This is a genomic window from Pseudomonas fluorescens (genome assembly GCF_902498065.1).
GTDB classification, from domain to species: domain Bacteria; phylum Pseudomonadota; class Gammaproteobacteria; order Pseudomonadales; family Pseudomonadaceae; genus Aquipseudomonas; species Aquipseudomonas fluorescens_BJ.
Genome location: NZ_CABVIR010000010.1, coordinates 170,414 through 186,178, shown reverse-complemented (window position 1 = coordinate 186,178; position 15,765 = coordinate 170,414). Strand labels below are relative to the sequence as shown.

The 15,765-nt window shown below is 60.2% G+C and carries 9 protein-coding genes; 6 read left to right on the top strand and 3 right to left on the bottom strand.

The features are described from left to right. Window positions 1–104: 104 nt before the first annotated feature. Entirely contained in the window at window positions 105–299 is a 195-nt protein-coding gene (locus F8N43_RS27440) for a DUF6316 family protein (RefSeq protein WP_150631680.1), read from the top strand. 138 nt (window positions 300–437) lie between these two features. On the opposite strand, the gene F8N43_RS27435 is transcribed toward F8N43_RS27440, so the two are convergent. Together F8N43_RS27435 and pap are read right to left on the bottom strand one after the other, a co-directional pair. After that, window positions 438–1,622 (bottom strand): thiolase family protein, encoded by a 1,185-nt coding sequence (locus tag F8N43_RS27435; protein WP_150654623.1) that lies wholly within the window; start codon window positions 1,620–1,622, stop codon window positions 438–440. Window positions 1,623–1,723: 101 nt separating this feature from the next. Continuing rightward, entirely contained in the window at window positions 1,724–3,247 is a 1,524-nt protein-coding gene (gene pap / locus F8N43_RS27430; protein ID WP_150631682.1) for a polyphosphate:AMP phosphotransferase, read from the bottom strand. A gap of 160 nt (window positions 3,248–3,407) precedes the next feature. Between pap and mnmC the strand changes: the two genes are divergently transcribed. Further along, window positions 3,408–5,390 carry a bifunctional tRNA (5-methylaminomethyl-2-thiouridine)(34)-methyltransferase MnmD/FAD-dependent 5-carboxymethylaminomethyl-2-thiouridine(34) oxidoreductase MnmC gene (gene mnmC, locus F8N43_RS27425; protein WP_150654622.1) on the top strand — a complete coding sequence of 661 codons (1,983 nt, stop codon included), beginning with the start codon at window positions 3,408–3,410 and terminating at the stop codon, window positions 5,388–5,390. A gap of 5 nt (window positions 5,391–5,395) precedes the next feature. On the opposite strand, the gene F8N43_RS27420 is transcribed toward mnmC, so the two are convergent. Next, window positions 5,396–10,201: an NEL-type E3 ubiquitin ligase domain-containing protein gene (locus F8N43_RS27420; protein ID WP_150654621.1), complete on the bottom strand. Its 4,806-nt coding sequence runs from the start codon at window positions 10,199–10,201 to the stop codon at window positions 5,396–5,398. Between the two features lie 296 nt (window positions 10,202–10,497). On the opposite strand from F8N43_RS27420, the gene F8N43_RS27415 reads away from it, so the two are divergent. From F8N43_RS27415 to F8N43_RS27400, 4 genes are all read left to right on the top strand, one after another. Next, a complete protein-coding gene (locus F8N43_RS27415) occupies window positions 10,498–12,270 on the top strand; it encodes an N-acetylglutaminylglutamine amidotransferase (protein ID WP_150631685.1) in 1,773 nt (590 codons plus the stop codon). A 3-nt stretch (window positions 12,271–12,273) separates the two neighbouring features. Then, entirely contained in the window at window positions 12,274–14,022 is a 1,749-nt protein-coding gene (gene ngg, locus F8N43_RS27410; protein WP_150654620.1) for an N-acetylglutaminylglutamine synthetase, read from the top strand. 117 nt (window positions 14,023–14,139) lie between these two features. Next, window positions 14,140–15,330: an osmoprotectant NAGGN system M42 family peptidase gene (locus F8N43_RS27405; protein WP_150636010.1), complete on the top strand. Its 1,191-nt coding sequence runs from the start codon at window positions 14,140–14,142 to the stop codon at window positions 15,328–15,330. Between the two features lie 204 nt (window positions 15,331–15,534). Further along, the gene (locus F8N43_RS27400; RefSeq protein ID WP_003199186.1) at window positions 15,535–15,762 is read left to right on the top strand and encodes a YheU family protein; all 228 of its coding nucleotides are present in this window, start codon (window positions 15,535–15,537) and stop codon (window positions 15,760–15,762) included. The last annotated feature ends 3 nt before the right edge of the window (window positions 15,763–15,765 follow it).

Below are 15,765 nucleotides of genomic sequence, written 5' to 3'. Positions count from 1 at the left end.
CAACAAATTGGCGATATGCCGTCGATCGGTTGGCCAGGCGCTATAAGCGGTTCATGCATAAGCTCATTTGATCCGCCAACAGGAACACCTTTCAGGAGACCGCCATGTACGGCATGCGCGCCCAGGACAACGCCCCCGCCACGCACTTTCGCTGTGACCGGATTTGTCGGGTAAACGGGGAGTTGTATTTCAGCACCCGGGAAAACACCCTGGAGGGGCCGTTTGAAAACCCGGAGGCGGCTGAGCGGGGGATTGAGGCTTATGTTGCGCGGATGCAGCTTTTAAGCGCCAGTCGATAGACCGAGGCACCTGCATCGCGGGCAAGCCCGCTCCCACAGTGATCTTCGGTGTTCACAAATTTTGTGCCCATCAAAAAACCTGTGGGAGCGGGCTTGCCCGCGATAGCAATTTGAGATTCACCAAAAATCTCAAGGCTTTTAGCGCACCGCTTCAAACAACCCGGTCGCGCCCATCCCGCCACCCACGCACATAGTGACGATGCCGTAACGCAAATTCCGCCGCTGCAATTCCCGCACAAGATGCCCGACCTGACGCGAACCGGTCATGCCGAACGGGTGACCAATGGAAATCGAGCCGCCATTGACGTTGTACTTGTCGTTATCGATCCCCAGCCGATTGCGGCTGTACAGGCATTGCGAGGCAAAGGCCTCGTTGAGTTCCCACAGGTCGATGTCGGCGACCTGCAACCCCTTGGCCTTGAGCAGCTTCGGTACCGAGAACACCGGGCCGATGCCCATTTCGTCCGGCTCGCAGCCCGCCACGGTGAAACCACGGAAGAACGCCTTCGGCTTCAATCCCAGTTCCAGTGCTTTCTCCAGGCTCATCACCAGCGTCATCGACGCGCCATCGGACAGCTGCGACGAGTTGCCCGCCGTCACTGAACCGTCTTCGGCAAACACCGGTTTCAACCCTACCAGACTCTCAAGCGTAGTGTCCGGACGATTGCAGTCGTCGCGATCGACAACGCCGTCGAGAACCTGCACCTGCCCGGTGGCCTTGTCTTCAACCCGATACTTCACCGCCATCGGCACGATTTCGTCGTCGAACAAACCGGCGGCCTGCGCGTGTGCAGTACGTTGCTGACTTTGCAGGGCGTACAGGTCCTGTTCTTCGCGGCTGACGCTGTAACGTCGGGCGACGATTTCGGCGGTCTGGCCCATGGGGAAGTAGATGCCCGGCACCTGCTCTTTCAGCAGCGGGTTGATCAGGTTGTCGGTGTTGACGCTTTTCATGGTCAGGCTGATGGATTCGACGCCACCGGCGACGATGATGTCGCTGCAACCCGAAGCAATCTGGTTGGCGGCGATGGCGATGGCCTGCAAGCCCGATGAGCAGAAACGGTTGAGGGTCATGCCGGCGGTGCCGGTACCCAGACGCGAAAGCACCGCGACGTTGCGACCAATGTTGTAGCCCTGGGCGCCTTCATTGGAGCCGGCGCCGACGATGCAATCCTCGACGCTGGCCGGGTCGATGCCCGAGCGCGCCAGCAGCGCATTGACGCAGTGAGCCGCCATGTCGTCCGGACGGGTCTGGTTGAACTTGCCGCGAAAGGACTTGGCCAGGCCGGTCCGAACGCTGTCGACGATCACCACTTCACGCATGGCATACCTCATTATTGTTGTCGGTTGAGAGTGGATCGAGCATAAGTCCACCCGTGACCGGTCGCGACAATCATTCACCCCGCGTATGCGTCACCATCGGTTCACTTCTTCAACTTTTTCAGCTTTTTCTCGTGCTTGTCGGATTTCTCGAACGCCGCTTCCAGCGCCTGGTTAAGCGTGCGCAAAACCTTGACCCGCGCCCAGCGCTTGTCGTTGGCTTCCACCAGCGTCCAGGGTGAGATTTCGGTGCTGGTACGGTCAACCATGTCGCCAACTGCAGCCCGATAGGCGTCCCACTTTTCGCGATTGCGCCAGTCATCTTCGGTAATCTTGAAGCGCTTGAAGGGGATCTGCTCGCGCTCTTCGAAGCGCTCCATTTGCGTTTCTTTATCGATGGCTAGCCAGAACTTGACCACGATTACACCGGCATCGGCGATCTGCTCTTCGAAATCGTTGATTTCACTGTAAGCGCGCAGCCAGTCAGCCGGGCTGCAAAAGCCTTCGATACGCTCCACCAGCACCCGGCCATACCAGGAACGGTCGAACACGGTGAATTTGGACCGTGCCGGAATATGCCGCCAGAATCGCCACAGGTAAGGATGCGCCCTCTCTTCTTCGGTGGGCGCGGCGATCGGCACGATGCTGTATTGCCGAGGATCGAGCGCAGCGGCCACCCGCCGGATCGCCCCGCCTTTGCCTGCCGCATCGTTGCCTTCAAACACGGCGATCAAGGCGTACTGGCGCATGCGCTTGTCGCGCATCAACCCGGAAAAACGCGCCTGCTCAGTGATCAGTTGCTCTTCGTAGTCTTCCTTCTCCAAGTGTTGGCTCAGGTCGAGGCTGTCGAGCAAGGTCACCCGATCGACACTGCTGGCCAATGGCGCGGCGCTGACTTTGTCCGGGTGAATCTTCGGTCTTTTCAAGGCTTCTTGCAGGCCGTCAAGCAGAATCCTGCCGACCGCCAGGCTGCGATAGCGCGGGTCCATCCCGGCGATGACATGCCACGGCGCATAGTCGCGGCTGGTGCGGCGCAGAATGCGTTCGCCGTACTTGACGAACTTGTCGTAAGTCTCCGATTGCTGCCAGTCCAGCGGGCTGATGCGCCAGCTGTGCAGCGGGTCATCGGCCAGGGCCTTGAGGCGGTCCTTCATTTGCTTCTTGGAGAGGTGGAACCAGAACTTGAAGATCAGCGCACCTTCATCGCACAACATCTTTTCCAGGCGTTCGGCACCGTTGATGCTTTGATCGAGCCGGGGATCCTTGATCACGCCATGAACCCGACCCTGCAACATCTGGCTGTACCAGTTACCGAAAAAAATTCCCATGCGCCCCGTGGCCGGCAGCATCCGCCAGTAGCGCCAGGCCGGTGGTCGCGCCAGTTCTTCGTCGGTCTGCTGATCGAACGTGCGCACCTCGATCAGGCGCGGGTCCATCCATTCGTTGAGCAGCTTCACCGTCTCGCCCTTGCCGGCGCCTTCGATGCCGTTGATCAAAATAATCACCGGAAAGCGTTTTTGCTGCTGCAGTTCGAACTGCGCCTCGAGCAACGCTTCACGCAGCGCCGGCACTTCGGCTTCATAGGTTTCTTTGTCGATGACGTGACCGATTTCGGCAGATTCGAACATTGAACGTCTCCTTCCAGGATTGAACAAGACTAGCGGATTGACCTCTCCTGTGTGGGAGAAATCCCATTTTCACTGCCCGGCCCGATCCGCACGTTGCCATGGATCAAGCAGCGACTCGTCGATCGGCTAGAATGGCCGCCTTGCCGTTGCCGAGCCTGCCATGAAACCTGTATTGCCCCACGCCCAGCTCGACTGGGACGACCAAGGGCTCCCGCGCTCGCGGGTGTTCGATGATGTGTATTTTTCCGACCTGTCCGGGCTGGATGAAACCCGCTACGTCTTCCTCGAACAAAACGCGCTGCGTGAACGTTTTGCAGCGTTGCCGGTGGGCGGGAGGCTGGTGATTGGCGAGACCGGTTTTGGCACCGGGTTGAATTTCCTGTGCGCCTGGCAGTTGTTCGAGCAGCACGCGGTGGCCGGTGCGCGATTGCATTTTGTCAGTGTCGAAAAGTACCCGCTGAGCCTGCCCGACTTGCAGCGGGCGCTGGCCTTGTGGCCGGAGCTCAAGCCGTTTGCCGATCAACTGTTGGCGCAATACGTGGCAATCCATCAAGGCTTTCAGCGCCTGGTTCTGGACCACGGGCGCATCACCCTGACGCTGCTGATCGGCGATGCGCTGGAGCAATTGCCACAACTGGACGCGCAGATCGATGCCTGGTTTCTCGACGGTTTCGCCCCGGCGAAAAACCCCGACATGTGGACCGCCGAACTGTTTGCCGAACTGGCCCGACTGGCGGCGCCCGGCTCGACCATCAGCACCTTCACCAGCACCGGGTGGGTACGTCGTCTGTTGAATGGCGCAGGCTTCAAGATGAAACGCACGCCCGGCATTGGCCACAAATGGGAAATCCTGCGCGGCGTGTTCCTCGGCTGGCCTGAGGAAGTTCCGGTGCCCGCCGTGGCTAAACCATGGTTCGCGCGCCCGATGCCACTAAACGGCGAACGTCGTGCCCTGGTGATCGGCGCCGGCCTCGCCGGTTGCGCGACGGCCGCCAGCCTGGCGGCGCGGGGTTGGCAAGTCAGTCTGCTGGAGCGTCACGCAGCACTGGCACAGGAAGCCTCGGGCAATCCTCAGGGGGTTTTGTACCTCAAGCTTTCCGCACATGGCACGGCGTTGTCGCAATTGATCGTCAGCGGTTTCGGCCATACCCGACGGGTGCTTGAGCAGTTGCATCGAGGTCTCGACTGGGACGATTGCGGTGTGTTGCAACTGGCGTTCAATGCCAAGGAAGCGCAGCGTCAGGCGCAATTGGCTGCGGCGTTTCCCGAGGACTTGCTGCACACGCTCGATCGAGCGCAGGCCGAAATCCGCGCCGGCATCGCGCTGCAATCGGGAGGCCTGTTCTACCCCGAAGGCGGCTGGGTGCATCCGCCCGCCCTGTGCCAATGGCAAGCTGCGCACCCGAACATACAGGTCCTGACGCATCATGATGTGCTGGAGTTGCGTCGAGCGAACGGACACTGGCAAGCCCTGGAAGGCGATACCGTACTGGCCGATGCCCCGGTGGTAATACTGGCCGGCGCTGCCGAGATCAAACGTTTCTCCTACAGCAGCGAACTGCCGCTCAAACGCATTCGGGGACAGATCACTCGCCTGCCACAGACCGCTGAAAGCCAGGCGCTGGGCACCGTCGTCTGCGCCGAAGGTTATGTCGCGCCAGCGCGTTTGGGTGAACACACGCTGGGTGCCAGTTTCGATTTCAACTCCGATGACCTGACCCCTACCGCTGCCGAACATGCAGGCAATCTGCTGATGCTCGAAGAAATCTCGGTAGACCTGGTCGCTCGGCTCGGCGCGAATGCATTGCAACCTGAAGCACTTGAAGGGCGCGTAGCGTTTCGCTGCACCAGCCCGGATTACTTGCCGATTGTCGGTCCATTGGCCGACGGTCTGGCGTTCGCCGACGCCTACAGCGCCTTGAGCAAGGATGCCCGGCAAACCCCGGACATCTCTTGTCCATGGCTGGACGGCCTGTACGTCAACAGCGGCCACGGTTCCCGAGGTTTGATCACCGCTCCGTTGTCAGGCGAGTTGCTGGCGGCGTGGCTGGATAACGAACCGCTGCCCTTGCCCAGAGCCGTGGCCGAGGCGTGCCATCCGAACCGATTTGCCTTGCGCCGATTAATTCGAGGCAAGGCCTGAGGCGCTCAATCCAGCGCAAAGCAAGTCCTTGACTCGTCAGCCGTCATGGCCGCCTCGGTCAGACGCTTTAACAAAGCAGTCTCGGCTTGCTTCAACTCATCGGCGATGCCGTCAACCTGCGGACGATAGTCCGCGCCAAGTGTCGCCTCATTTTCGAAGGCAGTTTCCATCCGCACGTGAAAGGGTGCCGTCAGGTCGGTGAACTGTTGGCCATGATGCTGTCGCAAAAAGTCGCTCCAGAACGTACGGCCACTGATGTAAGTCGATAGTTCAGGTGAGATTTCTGCGGCGATGACCTTGTTGTAGGCAACCTCCAAATCATTAGCCTTTACGCCACTCAGCTTTGCATAACGCATATGCCGGGGCTGGCCGACCAGTTCGAGCCGGTCGGCCAGGCCGGTGCGATAAGCCAGCTCCACTTCCACCGCATCAAGCGCGGGATCGGCCTGGGCCTGTTCCCCGGCAATTCTGCCAAGATAATCCAGACGGAACAGGCTTCGCCCAAGTCTCAACAGCCGAGCGGCCTGATCATGGGCATTGGCGGACTGTCGAACCACCCTGTCGATCTCGACGGCAACCTCAAGGTTACTGAAGATCGTCGCCGCGTCATCAGCGCAATGGGCTTTCACTGCCATCGACAGCAATTGAGTGCATAACGCCGAGTCCGTCCGAGTCGCCTCAATGACACTCCAGACGCGCCGGGTCATGTCTTCGTTCACAAAGCGGCTATCCGCCGAGCTCCCGACTTCTGCCAGCAGTTCAAAGAACTCTTTCGCTCGGGGTTCGTTCCTCAGCGCCAGCCATGCACGATTACGACTGGCATAGGTTTCTTCAACCGGTTTTGGCATCCACAGGTCTCGAGCCCTTTGATCATTGAACACCGTCGTTTCACTCTGCAGCAGCCCCATCCCGATCCCCGTACGGCGCCGGTAGGCCTCCAGCGATGTTCGGCTCGTCGCGGAGATGGGGTTGTGGCGCAGGTTGATCGCCAGCGCGAATCGCTGAGGAAGTTGGAACAGCCATTGCGGCAACTCCCGAATCTGGTTTCCTCGCAGGTCCACGAAGTCCAGATACGGCAAGCGGGAAAGCCCGACAGGCAGTTCCGTCGCGTGCGTATCGCGCAGGAGCAGTTCTTTCAGATTGAGCATTTTGCTGACATCAATCGTGGCCCCCAAGCGATTGCCGCTCAGCCCCAACGTGCGCAAATTGCGCATGTCGGCCAGTTTGCGCAAGGTGTGTTCAGTCAGTTGAAGCTGATTACCCTGCAGGCTTAGGTACTGGAGGTCGGGCATGTGCGACAGCGCCTCAGGCAATCGTGTGAGTTGATTGCGGTCCAGTTCCAGAGTGACCAACCCTTTGAACGGTCTAAGGAAATACGCCAGTTCATCGCCCGCCTGCATGTCCCTGATTGAAAGCCTGCGCACATGGGCGACATCCGGTTCGGTCAGCGTTGGCAAGGGGCCTACAGGGTTGTGCTCCAGCGCGAGCGTTGTAGAAGGCGGATTTTGCCGTGTTACCCGGCGCCAGCAGTTTTCGATGGCATTGGCCACCTGACGACGGCTGACCCGGATATCGTTGAGCGCCCCCGGCAGCTTCTTCATTTGCACTTCATCGTCACGCCAGGTGTGCAACACGCCGAGCAGTTTCTTCAGTTGCTGCTGCAGCTCCTTGATTCGATTCACTCGTTGCATCCGGGTGGTGCCGGCGTTGTCGAGAAACGACGAAACCTGAGCATCCGTGAACAGCGGATAGAGCTTTCTGACTTTACGAATCAAGCCCCTTGCATAAGTGCCCGCTGCGGGAGGATCCGCCTGGACACAGACAGAAAGGTGTCTGGGTGTATCACTGCGCTCCCCCCGTAGCACTTGCCGGGTCCGCGCCGGATCGCCAGCGGCGGCCCTCAACAGCCGTGATCGTAACGTCGGGACATCCAGCGTATCGTCGCCGGTGAGAGGTGTGCGGGCGCTGTCAGGCAATGCATCCAGTATCGACTGAAGCAGGCTCTCGCTGGTCAGCGTGGAAGACACATTGCCGTTGGTTTGGGTGACCTGATACCCGCTGGGCGTCTTGACAATCACCCCGGGCGACTGCGCATCCGCTTCGCCCACGCTGTCCAGCAAGGTGCCGGTCGCTGAACCCTGTCGCACTTCTAGTCGACAGCTGTCATCCCAGCCTTGCACCCTGTCCATCAACCCGAGGGTCAGTCTGTCGGTGTCGGCATTGGCCAGTTGCGGCAGATGCAACCCGGTGAGCGCACGGTCCTGCCTGATCTGCACCTGAGCCTCACTGACCTGCCCGGCGAGATCCATTCCAAGGATTTTGCGGTCACGCAAAAAACTGCGATCCCTGCCAGAGGCGTTATCCAGCAACTCCTGACATACCTGTGTGGGCAGGTCTGCGGCGTGTTCGCGCAGTATCGCCACATCTCCGCTGGCGGTGCCGTCCCAGGTTTTATAGCGCCACTGAAACAGCGGCTGGCGATTGTGCTTGAGCGTTGTCGCGATCTTCTTTGCCAGCAGCTGCGATTTCGATTCAGTGGTCGTGCGACCCACGATGCCCTCCACTTCTGCCGGATAGAGTCCACTGATAACGGCATCGAGCAGTGTCCCCGAATCCAGAGCCGACTCAGAGACCTGCACGCTGTTGACGTCATCATCGTGGGACGCGGTGTCGGGGAAGCGGGAAACGACCTGGTCCTGCTCGTTTCGTACTTCAATGAAGCGCTCGACCGGCCAGCCGGGCAGCCTCGGCAGTGTATGCAGTTGCTCCTGAATGAAGTCCTTGTTCGCGGTCTCTCCCCGTTCCATTGCCGCGACCATTGCGGTGATGCGCCGGTCAATCCTGAAACGCTCGACACAATCATTCAGCCGCTGCGGTAGCTTGAGGTGGCTTTCATGGAGCTGATGCAACGTGTCAGGCGTCATGCCAGTGATGTCGGCAATCGCGTCCAGATCACTGCCGAGATCGCTCAAACGCGGATCCGTGCGCCCCAACGCATAAGCGCCGTCGCGCCACTCGTGCGCATGCTCATAGGCATGCCGCCAGCCACCGTCCACATTTCGCTCGACGGCAGGCGCAAAGGCGTCCGTGCGCACAGGATGATTGAGGGTCCATGCCGATCCTGCGGCGTTGCGGGTGACGCGATAGGTCGCGCCCTCCATGACGATCGACGTCTGTCCGGCATGCCGGTAAAGCCCTTGCGAATCAGGTTGCACGTCGACTGGCAGAGCGGTGGCCTGTTTATAGGGTTCGAGGACGGGTTTCCATAACCTTGCTTTGCCATCAACGCGAGTGATGGCTTCGAAACCGTCGAAAAATGCCTCCTGCGTCTTCGCGCCCTTACCGATAGCTGTCGCGATGATTTTTCCGCCGACGGCAAACGTTGCCAGTTGAGCGACGTTTTCCACGACACTCAGTAAATGGGACAGCGCCTGGGCCCGCTCGCCATGCGTCCAGTCAGCCACACCTTCATAAACCTCACTGACGATGTCGACGACCGCCGCAGCCAGCATGAATTGGCCAATCACCGGTACAAAAAAAGCGGCGGCGTTCAGCAATAGAAGACCACCGTCGAGCAATGCCTGAACGGTTTTTTCCCGTTGTTGCTCATCGACATCTTCAGTCGGCACGGCAAGCACCCGTGCGTCTTTTTGAGTCGTACGGACAAACGTACTGAAGAAAAAATCGCCAAGGCACGTGTCGGCGGGAGCGGCAGCGAGCGTGCCCAAGGTCCTGCTCTTGTCAAACCGGGTAAAAAACCCGGTTTTATCGTGGCCGTGCAGGTACTGCTCGGCGAAAGTTTTTCGATAGCGTTTGCTTTGCAAATGAAGGGTCAGGTAGACCTTGAATTCATCCAGCGAGGCGTATTCATACAGCGGTCGTCGGGGTTCGTTCGGCATGTAAACCACACACCGGGCCTTCGGCTCGGTATCGATGGAGACTTTGGTAAATACCAGCGCTCCACAAATGCAGGAGTCCTGAATCATCAAGCCCTGCCAATGCACCGGCCCGCCATCAAACAGCGCGCCCCGGGTTTGAGCTGCCGGGAGATCCTGATCGATCACACTCAGCAGCATCGTGTAGACCGCGGGCGTGATGTTCTTTTTCGGGGAGGCCATGTGGAGGGCGACTCGCAAGTCCAGCACCTTCAACCGCCGGATGTCCGCGACGCTGGCCCGATCATCGGCAGGCGCACCCCTTGCGGGTCTGGCCGGCAATGCCAAGGCCTCCTCGATATGGCGCTGATAGCGGGCACCGAGGTCGAGTTCACGACAGAGTGCGGCGAATTTTTCAGGGGTTGTTTCAGCGCCTGATTGCGCCTGTTTATTGATTCGAACTACCGAGTCCGGAATACCGCCGCTCCGCGCTTCCCCGGAGGTGAAGTTTTCCATGGCCGCCTGGAGCAGGCTGCGTGAGGTGGTCGTTTCTCTCTCCTTGGCTCCAAAGACCGGAAGCACACCTGTTGAGGTGTAGATTTTTTTGGTGATGTCCAGCGTGTCCCGCTCGACGTCGAAATCGATCGTCCATTTGCCCTTGAGGAACCCGGTCAGTTGCTCTTTGCAGAACTCATCCAGCGGCTTGAGCTTTTTGAGCGCCTCCGTGACTTTGCCTTGGGCAGCAAAAGACTGCTCGAACCCAGCCTTCAGCGCCTGCACCCCATTCAGGTCCGCCGTCGCCAACCATTGCGGAACAGACGCTTGCAATACGAGCGCCTTGTCCAGGTCACCTGTGTGCTCCAACAACGCTTCGAGAAGTTGGGCCAATGTCATTGGCACCACCACGGGAGCAGTTTTGGAAGTCGTAGCCAGCATGAGCAATATCCTTATTGCGTTGAGAGAACCTCAGTTTATGAAGCTCGACAGGCATTTAATAACTCGAATACCGGGTCGAATGAGCGTGCATCCCAACAGCTACTCCTATGCATCACATCAATAATTACCACCACAGCAGTACGCATTTCTGCCTCGGCTGCCGTTCCCCCCGCGACGCCTGCTTATTACTTATCGATCTAAAACTCCCACGATCCCAGCGGGTCAGTTTCTGAGTACCCGTCGTTTTAGCCGGGTATCGATTGACCCTCCCCAACGGAAAAACCGGTAAGGACTTTATGTGCGGATTAGCTGGCGAGTTACGCTTTGATCATCAACCTGCGGACCTTGCAGCCGTTGAACGAATCACCCATCACCTGGCGCCTCGCGGCCCTGATGCGTGGGGCTTTCACAGCCAGGGGCCGATTGCCCTGGGCCATCGTCGCCTGAAAATCATGGACCTGTCAGACGGCTCGGCGCAGCCGATGGTCGACAATCAACTGGGCCTGTCCCTCGCCTTCAACGGCGCGATCTACAACTTTCCGGAACTGCGCACCGAGCTCGAAAGCCTCGGTTACGCCTTCTATTCCGGCGGCGACACCGAAGTGCTGCTCAAGGGCTATCACGCCTGGGGCGAAGCGCTGTTGCCCAAGCTCAATGGCATGTTCGCCTTCGCCATCTGGGAGCGCGACGCCAAGCGCCTGTTCATCGCCCGTGACCGTCTCGGCGTGAAGCCGCTGTACCTGTCGCGCACCGGCCAGCGCCTGCGCTTTGCTTCGGCGCTGCCGGCGTTGCTCAAGGGCGGCGACATCAACCCGATCCTCGACCCGGTGGCGCTCAATCATTACCTGAACTTCCACGCGGTGGTCCCGGCGCCGCGCACCTTGCTGGCCGGCATTGAAAAGCTGCCACCCGCCACCTGGATGCGCATCGAAGCGGATGGCACCACCGAGCAGAAAACCTGGTGGACCCTGCCCTACGGTCCACGCGCCGACGAGCTCAATCTGACCCTCGAAGACTGGCGCGACCGCGTACTCGACAGCACCCGCGATGCCGTGGCGATCCGTCAACGGGCGGCCGTGGACGTCGGCGTGCTGCTCTCGGGCGGTGTCGATTCGAGCCTGCTCGTCGGTCTGTTGCGTGAGGTTGGCGTGGAAAACCTGTCGACCTTCTCCATCGGTTTCCAGGACGCCGGCGGCGAACGCGGTGACGAGTTCCAGTACTCGGACCTGATCGCCAAACACTACAACACGCAACACCATCAACTGCGCATCGACGAAAAGGAGATCATCGAGCAACTGCCCGCAGCTTTCCGCGCGATGAGCGAGCCGATGGTCAGCCATGACTGCATCGCTTTCTATCTGTTGTCCCGCGAAGTGGCCAAGCACTGCAAAGTGGTACAAAGCGGCCAGGGTGCCGACGAACTGTTTGCCGGTTATCACTGGTATCCACAGGTCGATGGCGCGGCCGATCCGTACGCGGCGTACCGCGAGGCGTTTTTCGACCGCAGCTACGAGGATTACGCCGCCACCGTACAGCCGAAATGGCTGACCGCGAATGACGCCGCCGGCGACTTCGTGAAGGAACATTTCGCACAGCCCGGCGCCGATGCAGCGGTGGATAAAGCCTTGCGTCTGGACAGCACGGTGATGCTGGTGGACGACCCGGTCAAACGCGTCGACAACATGACCATGGCCTGGGGCCTGGAGGCGCGCACGCCGTTTCTCGACTATCGCCTGGTGGAATTGTCAGCGCGGGTGCCGGGCAAATTCAAACTGCCGGACGGCGGCAAGCAAGTGCTGAAAGAAGCCGCGCGATTGGTGATTCCGAGCGAAGTCATCGACCGCAAGAAAGGCTACTTCCCGGTGCCGGGCCTCAAGCATTTGCAGGGCAACACGCTGAACTGGGTGCGCGAACTGCTGCTGGACCCGAGCCAGGATCGCGGCCTGTTCAACCCGGCGATGCTCGACCGTTTGCTGACCGATCCACAAGGCCAATTGACCCCGTTGCGCGGCTCCAAGCTGTGGCAATTGGCGGCACTGAACCTGTGGCTCAGTGAACAAGGAATCTGATCGATGAAACCTCACGCCACGGCGTATAGCCAACGCTTGTTGCGCGGTCAGGCGCCCTCTTACGAACGCTTGCAGGCGCGCCTGGCCGAAGACGGCAGTGAACTGGGCGCCGCACCGATTGCCGTGCATTGCGGCTGGGGCCGGTTGCTGATCGGCCATACATTCCCCGATCCGGCGAGCCTCGCCCAGGAATTGCTCAATGAGCAGCCGGGCGAGCGCGACATCGCCCTGTATGTCGCCGCGCCCCAGCAAGTGCTGGGGCTGGAGCCGGCACAGTTGTTTCTTGATCCGTCGGACACCTTGCGGTTGTGGTTCAGCGATTACCGGCAGGCAACCCGCGTGTTTCGCGGCTTTCGCATTCGTCGTGCGCAAAGCGATGCGGACTGGCAGGCGATCAATCAGTTGTATCAGGCACGCGGCATGTTGCCGATCGACGCCAGCCTGCTGACCCCGCGTCATCTGGGCGGCCCGGTGTATTGGCTGGCCGAGGACGAGGACAGCGGCGCGGTCATCGGCAGTGTTATGGGCCTCAATCATCACAAGGCGTTCAACGATCCGGAGAACGGCAGCAGCCTCTGGTGCCTGGCGGTCGATCCGCACTGTTCGCGGCCCGGCGTCGGCGAAGTGTTGGTGCGGCATCTGATCGAACACTTCATGAGCCGTGGGCTGAGTTACCTGGACCTGTCCGTGCTGCACGACAATCGCCAGGCGAAAGGTCTTTACGCCAAGCTTGGCTTTCGCAACCTGTCGACCTTTGCGATCAAACGCAAGAACGGCATCAATCAACCGTTGTTTCTCGGCCCCGGCCCTGAAGCCGAGTTCAACCCCTACGCGCGGATCATCGTCGAGGAAGCCCATCGTCGCGGCATCGATGTGCAGGTCGATGATGCCGAGGCCGGGATGTTTACCCTCAGCCACGGCGGGCGGCGGGTACGTTGCCGGGAGTCACTGAGTGACCTGACCAGCGCCATCAGCATGAGCCTGTGCCAGGACAAAAGCCTGACGCACAAGGTGTTGAAGGCAGCCGGGCTGAATCTGCCGACCCAGCAACTGGCCGGCAACGCCGATGACAATCTGGCGTTTCTCGACGAGCACGAGCGGGTCGTGGTCAAACCGCTGGATGGCGAACAGGGACAAGGGGTGGCGGTGGATTTGCGGACCATCGAAGACGTCCAGCAAGCCATTGAATCAGCCCGCCAATTCGACAGCCGTGTGCTGCTGGAAAGCTTTCATGAAGGCCTTGATCTGCGGATTCTGGTGATCGGGTTTGAGGTGGTGGCGGCGGCGATTCGTCGGCCGGCCGAAGTGGTCGGCGACGGTCAGCATTCCATCGGCGCGCTGATCGAAGCCCAGAGTCGTCGACGTCAGGCGACCACCAGCGGTGAAAGCAAAATCCCGCTGGACCACGAGACCGAACGCACTGTGCAGACAGCCGGTTACGACTACAACAGCATTCTGCCGGCGGGCGAACACTTGTTCGTACGGCGTACGGCGAATCTTCATACCGGCGGTGTGCTTGAAGATGTCACGGCGATCCTGCATCCGACACTGGTGGACGCAGCCGTACGCGCGGCGCGAGCGCTGGACATTCCGATGGTCGGGCTCGACCTGATGGTGCTCGCGGCGGATCAAGCGCAATACGTGTTTATCGAAGCCAATGAACGCGCCGGGCTGGCCAACCATGAACCGCAGCCAACGGCCGAGCGGTTTGTGGATCTGTTGTTTCCGCACAGTCAGCCGGCGGTTTCTTAGTGATGCAGTGCCTGTCGGGCCGCCATCGCTGGCAAGCCAGCGATAGCGGCCTGACAGGCAACACACCTTCTTTCTCTCATCGAAACCATCGATGTTCGTGACTCATCAGGAGTTTCCATGACCCGTAAAATCCCGGAACCGGACCTCAACTACCTGCAAAAAGTCCTGCTGGAAATGCTCGCCATTCCCAGCCCCACCGGCTTCACCGACACCATCGTGCGCTACGTCGCCGAGCGGCTTGAGGAGCTGGGCATTCCTTTCGAAATGACCCGCCGTGGCACCATCCGCGCCACGCTCAAAGGCAAGAAAAACAGCCCCGACCGCGCCGTCTCCGCCCACCTCGACACCATCGGCGCCGCCGTTCGCGCGGTGAAAGACAACGGTCGCCTGACCTTGGCGCCGGTTGGCTGCTGGTCCAGCCGTTTTGCCGAGGGCAGCCGCGTCAGTCTGTTTACCGACAACGGCGTGATCCGTGGCAGCGTGTTGCCGTTGATGGCGTCCGGGCATGCCTTCAACACGGCCGTGGACGAGATGCCGATCAGTTGGGATCACATCGAACTGCGCCTCGACGCGTACTGCGCGACTCGCGCCGATTGCGACTCCCTGGGGATCAGCGTTGGCGATTTCGTCGCGTTCGACCCGTTGCCGGAGTTCACCGAAAGCGGCCATATCAGCGCCCGGCACCTCGACGACAAGGCCGGTGTTGCCGCGTTGCTGGCGGCACTTAAAGCGATCATCGACAGTGGCGAAGAGCTGATGATCGACTGCCATCCGCTGTTCACCATCACCGAGGAAACCGGCAGCGGCGCCGCGGCGGCGTTACCGTGGGACGTCAGCGAATTCGTCGGCATCGACATTGCGCCGGTCGCGCCCGGCCAGCATTCCAGCGAACACGCGGTCAGCGTGGCGATGCAGGATTCCGGCGGGCCTTACGACTATCACTTGTCGCGACACCTTCTGCGGCTGGCCAGCGACAACGAGTTGCCGGTGCGCCGCGACCTGTTTCGCTATTACTTCAGCGATGCGCATTCGGCGGTCACCGCCGGCCATGATATTCGCACCGCCCTGCTCGCCTTCGGCTGCGACGCGACTCACGGCTATGAACGCACCCACATCGACAGCCTCGCGGCACTCAGTCGCCTGCTCGGCGCCTACATCCTCAGCCCGCCAGTGTTCGCCAGCGATGCGCAGCCGGCCAAGGGCTCATTGGACCGGTTCAGTCATCAGATCGAACATGACACGCAGATGGAAAGCGATACGCGAGTGCCGTCGGTGGACAGCCTGGTGGGGCAGCGGTCTGATAGCTGATCAGGTTTTGGGTTGACTGAGTGATCGCTATCGCTGGCAAGCCAGCTCTACAGGGTTTGTGTCGTATGCAAAATTATGTACGACACAACCCTTGTGGGAGCTGGCTTGCCAGCGATGGCGATCTCCCAGGCATCGCATCGAGTCCAGACTAGCCGCCACCCATCATTCGCCGTAGCATCGCGCCATTGTTTAGCCGAGGTGCCTATGCTGATTCCCCACGACCAACTTGAAGTCGACACCCTGACCCGCCTGATCGAGGATTTCGTGACCCGTGACGGCACCGACAACGGCGATGACACGCCGCTGGAAACCCGCGTATTGCGTGTTCGGCAGGCCTTGACCAAAGGTCAGGCGCTGATTGTCTTCGACCCGGAAAGCGAGCAATGCCAGTTGATGCTCAAGCACGACGTGCCCAAGCATCTGTTCGACTGACGT

Excerpts from the sequence above, each read along its gene's own strand:
- F8N43_RS27440 (WP_150631680.1), top strand. The coding sequence starts at position 105 with ATGTACGGCATGCGCGCCCAGGACAACGCCCCCGCCACGCACTTTCGC.
- F8N43_RS27435 (WP_150654623.1), bottom strand. The coding sequence starts at position 1,622 with ATGCGTGAAGTGGTGATCGTCGACAGCGTTCGGACCGGCCTGGCCAAG.
- pap (WP_150631682.1), bottom strand. The coding sequence starts at position 3,247 with ATGTTCGAATCTGCCGAAATCGGTCACGTCATCGACAAAGAAACCTAT.
- mnmC (WP_150654622.1), top strand. The coding sequence starts at position 3,408 with ATGAAACCTGTATTGCCCCACGCCCAGCTCGACTGGGACGACCAAGGG.
- F8N43_RS27420 (WP_150654621.1), bottom strand. The coding sequence starts at position 10,201 with ATGCTGGCTACGACTTCCAAAACTGCTCCCGTGGTGGTGCCAATGACA.
- F8N43_RS27415 (WP_150631685.1), top strand. The coding sequence starts at position 10,498 with ATGTGCGGATTAGCTGGCGAGTTACGCTTTGATCATCAACCTGCGGAC.
- ngg (WP_150654620.1), top strand. The coding sequence starts at position 12,274 with ATGAAACCTCACGCCACGGCGTATAGCCAACGCTTGTTGCGCGGTCAG.
- F8N43_RS27405 (WP_150636010.1), top strand. The coding sequence starts at position 14,140 with ATGACCCGTAAAATCCCGGAACCGGACCTCAACTACCTGCAAAAAGTC.
- F8N43_RS27400 (WP_003199186.1), top strand. The coding sequence starts at position 15,535 with ATGCTGATTCCCCACGACCAACTTGAAGTCGACACCCTGACCCGCCTG.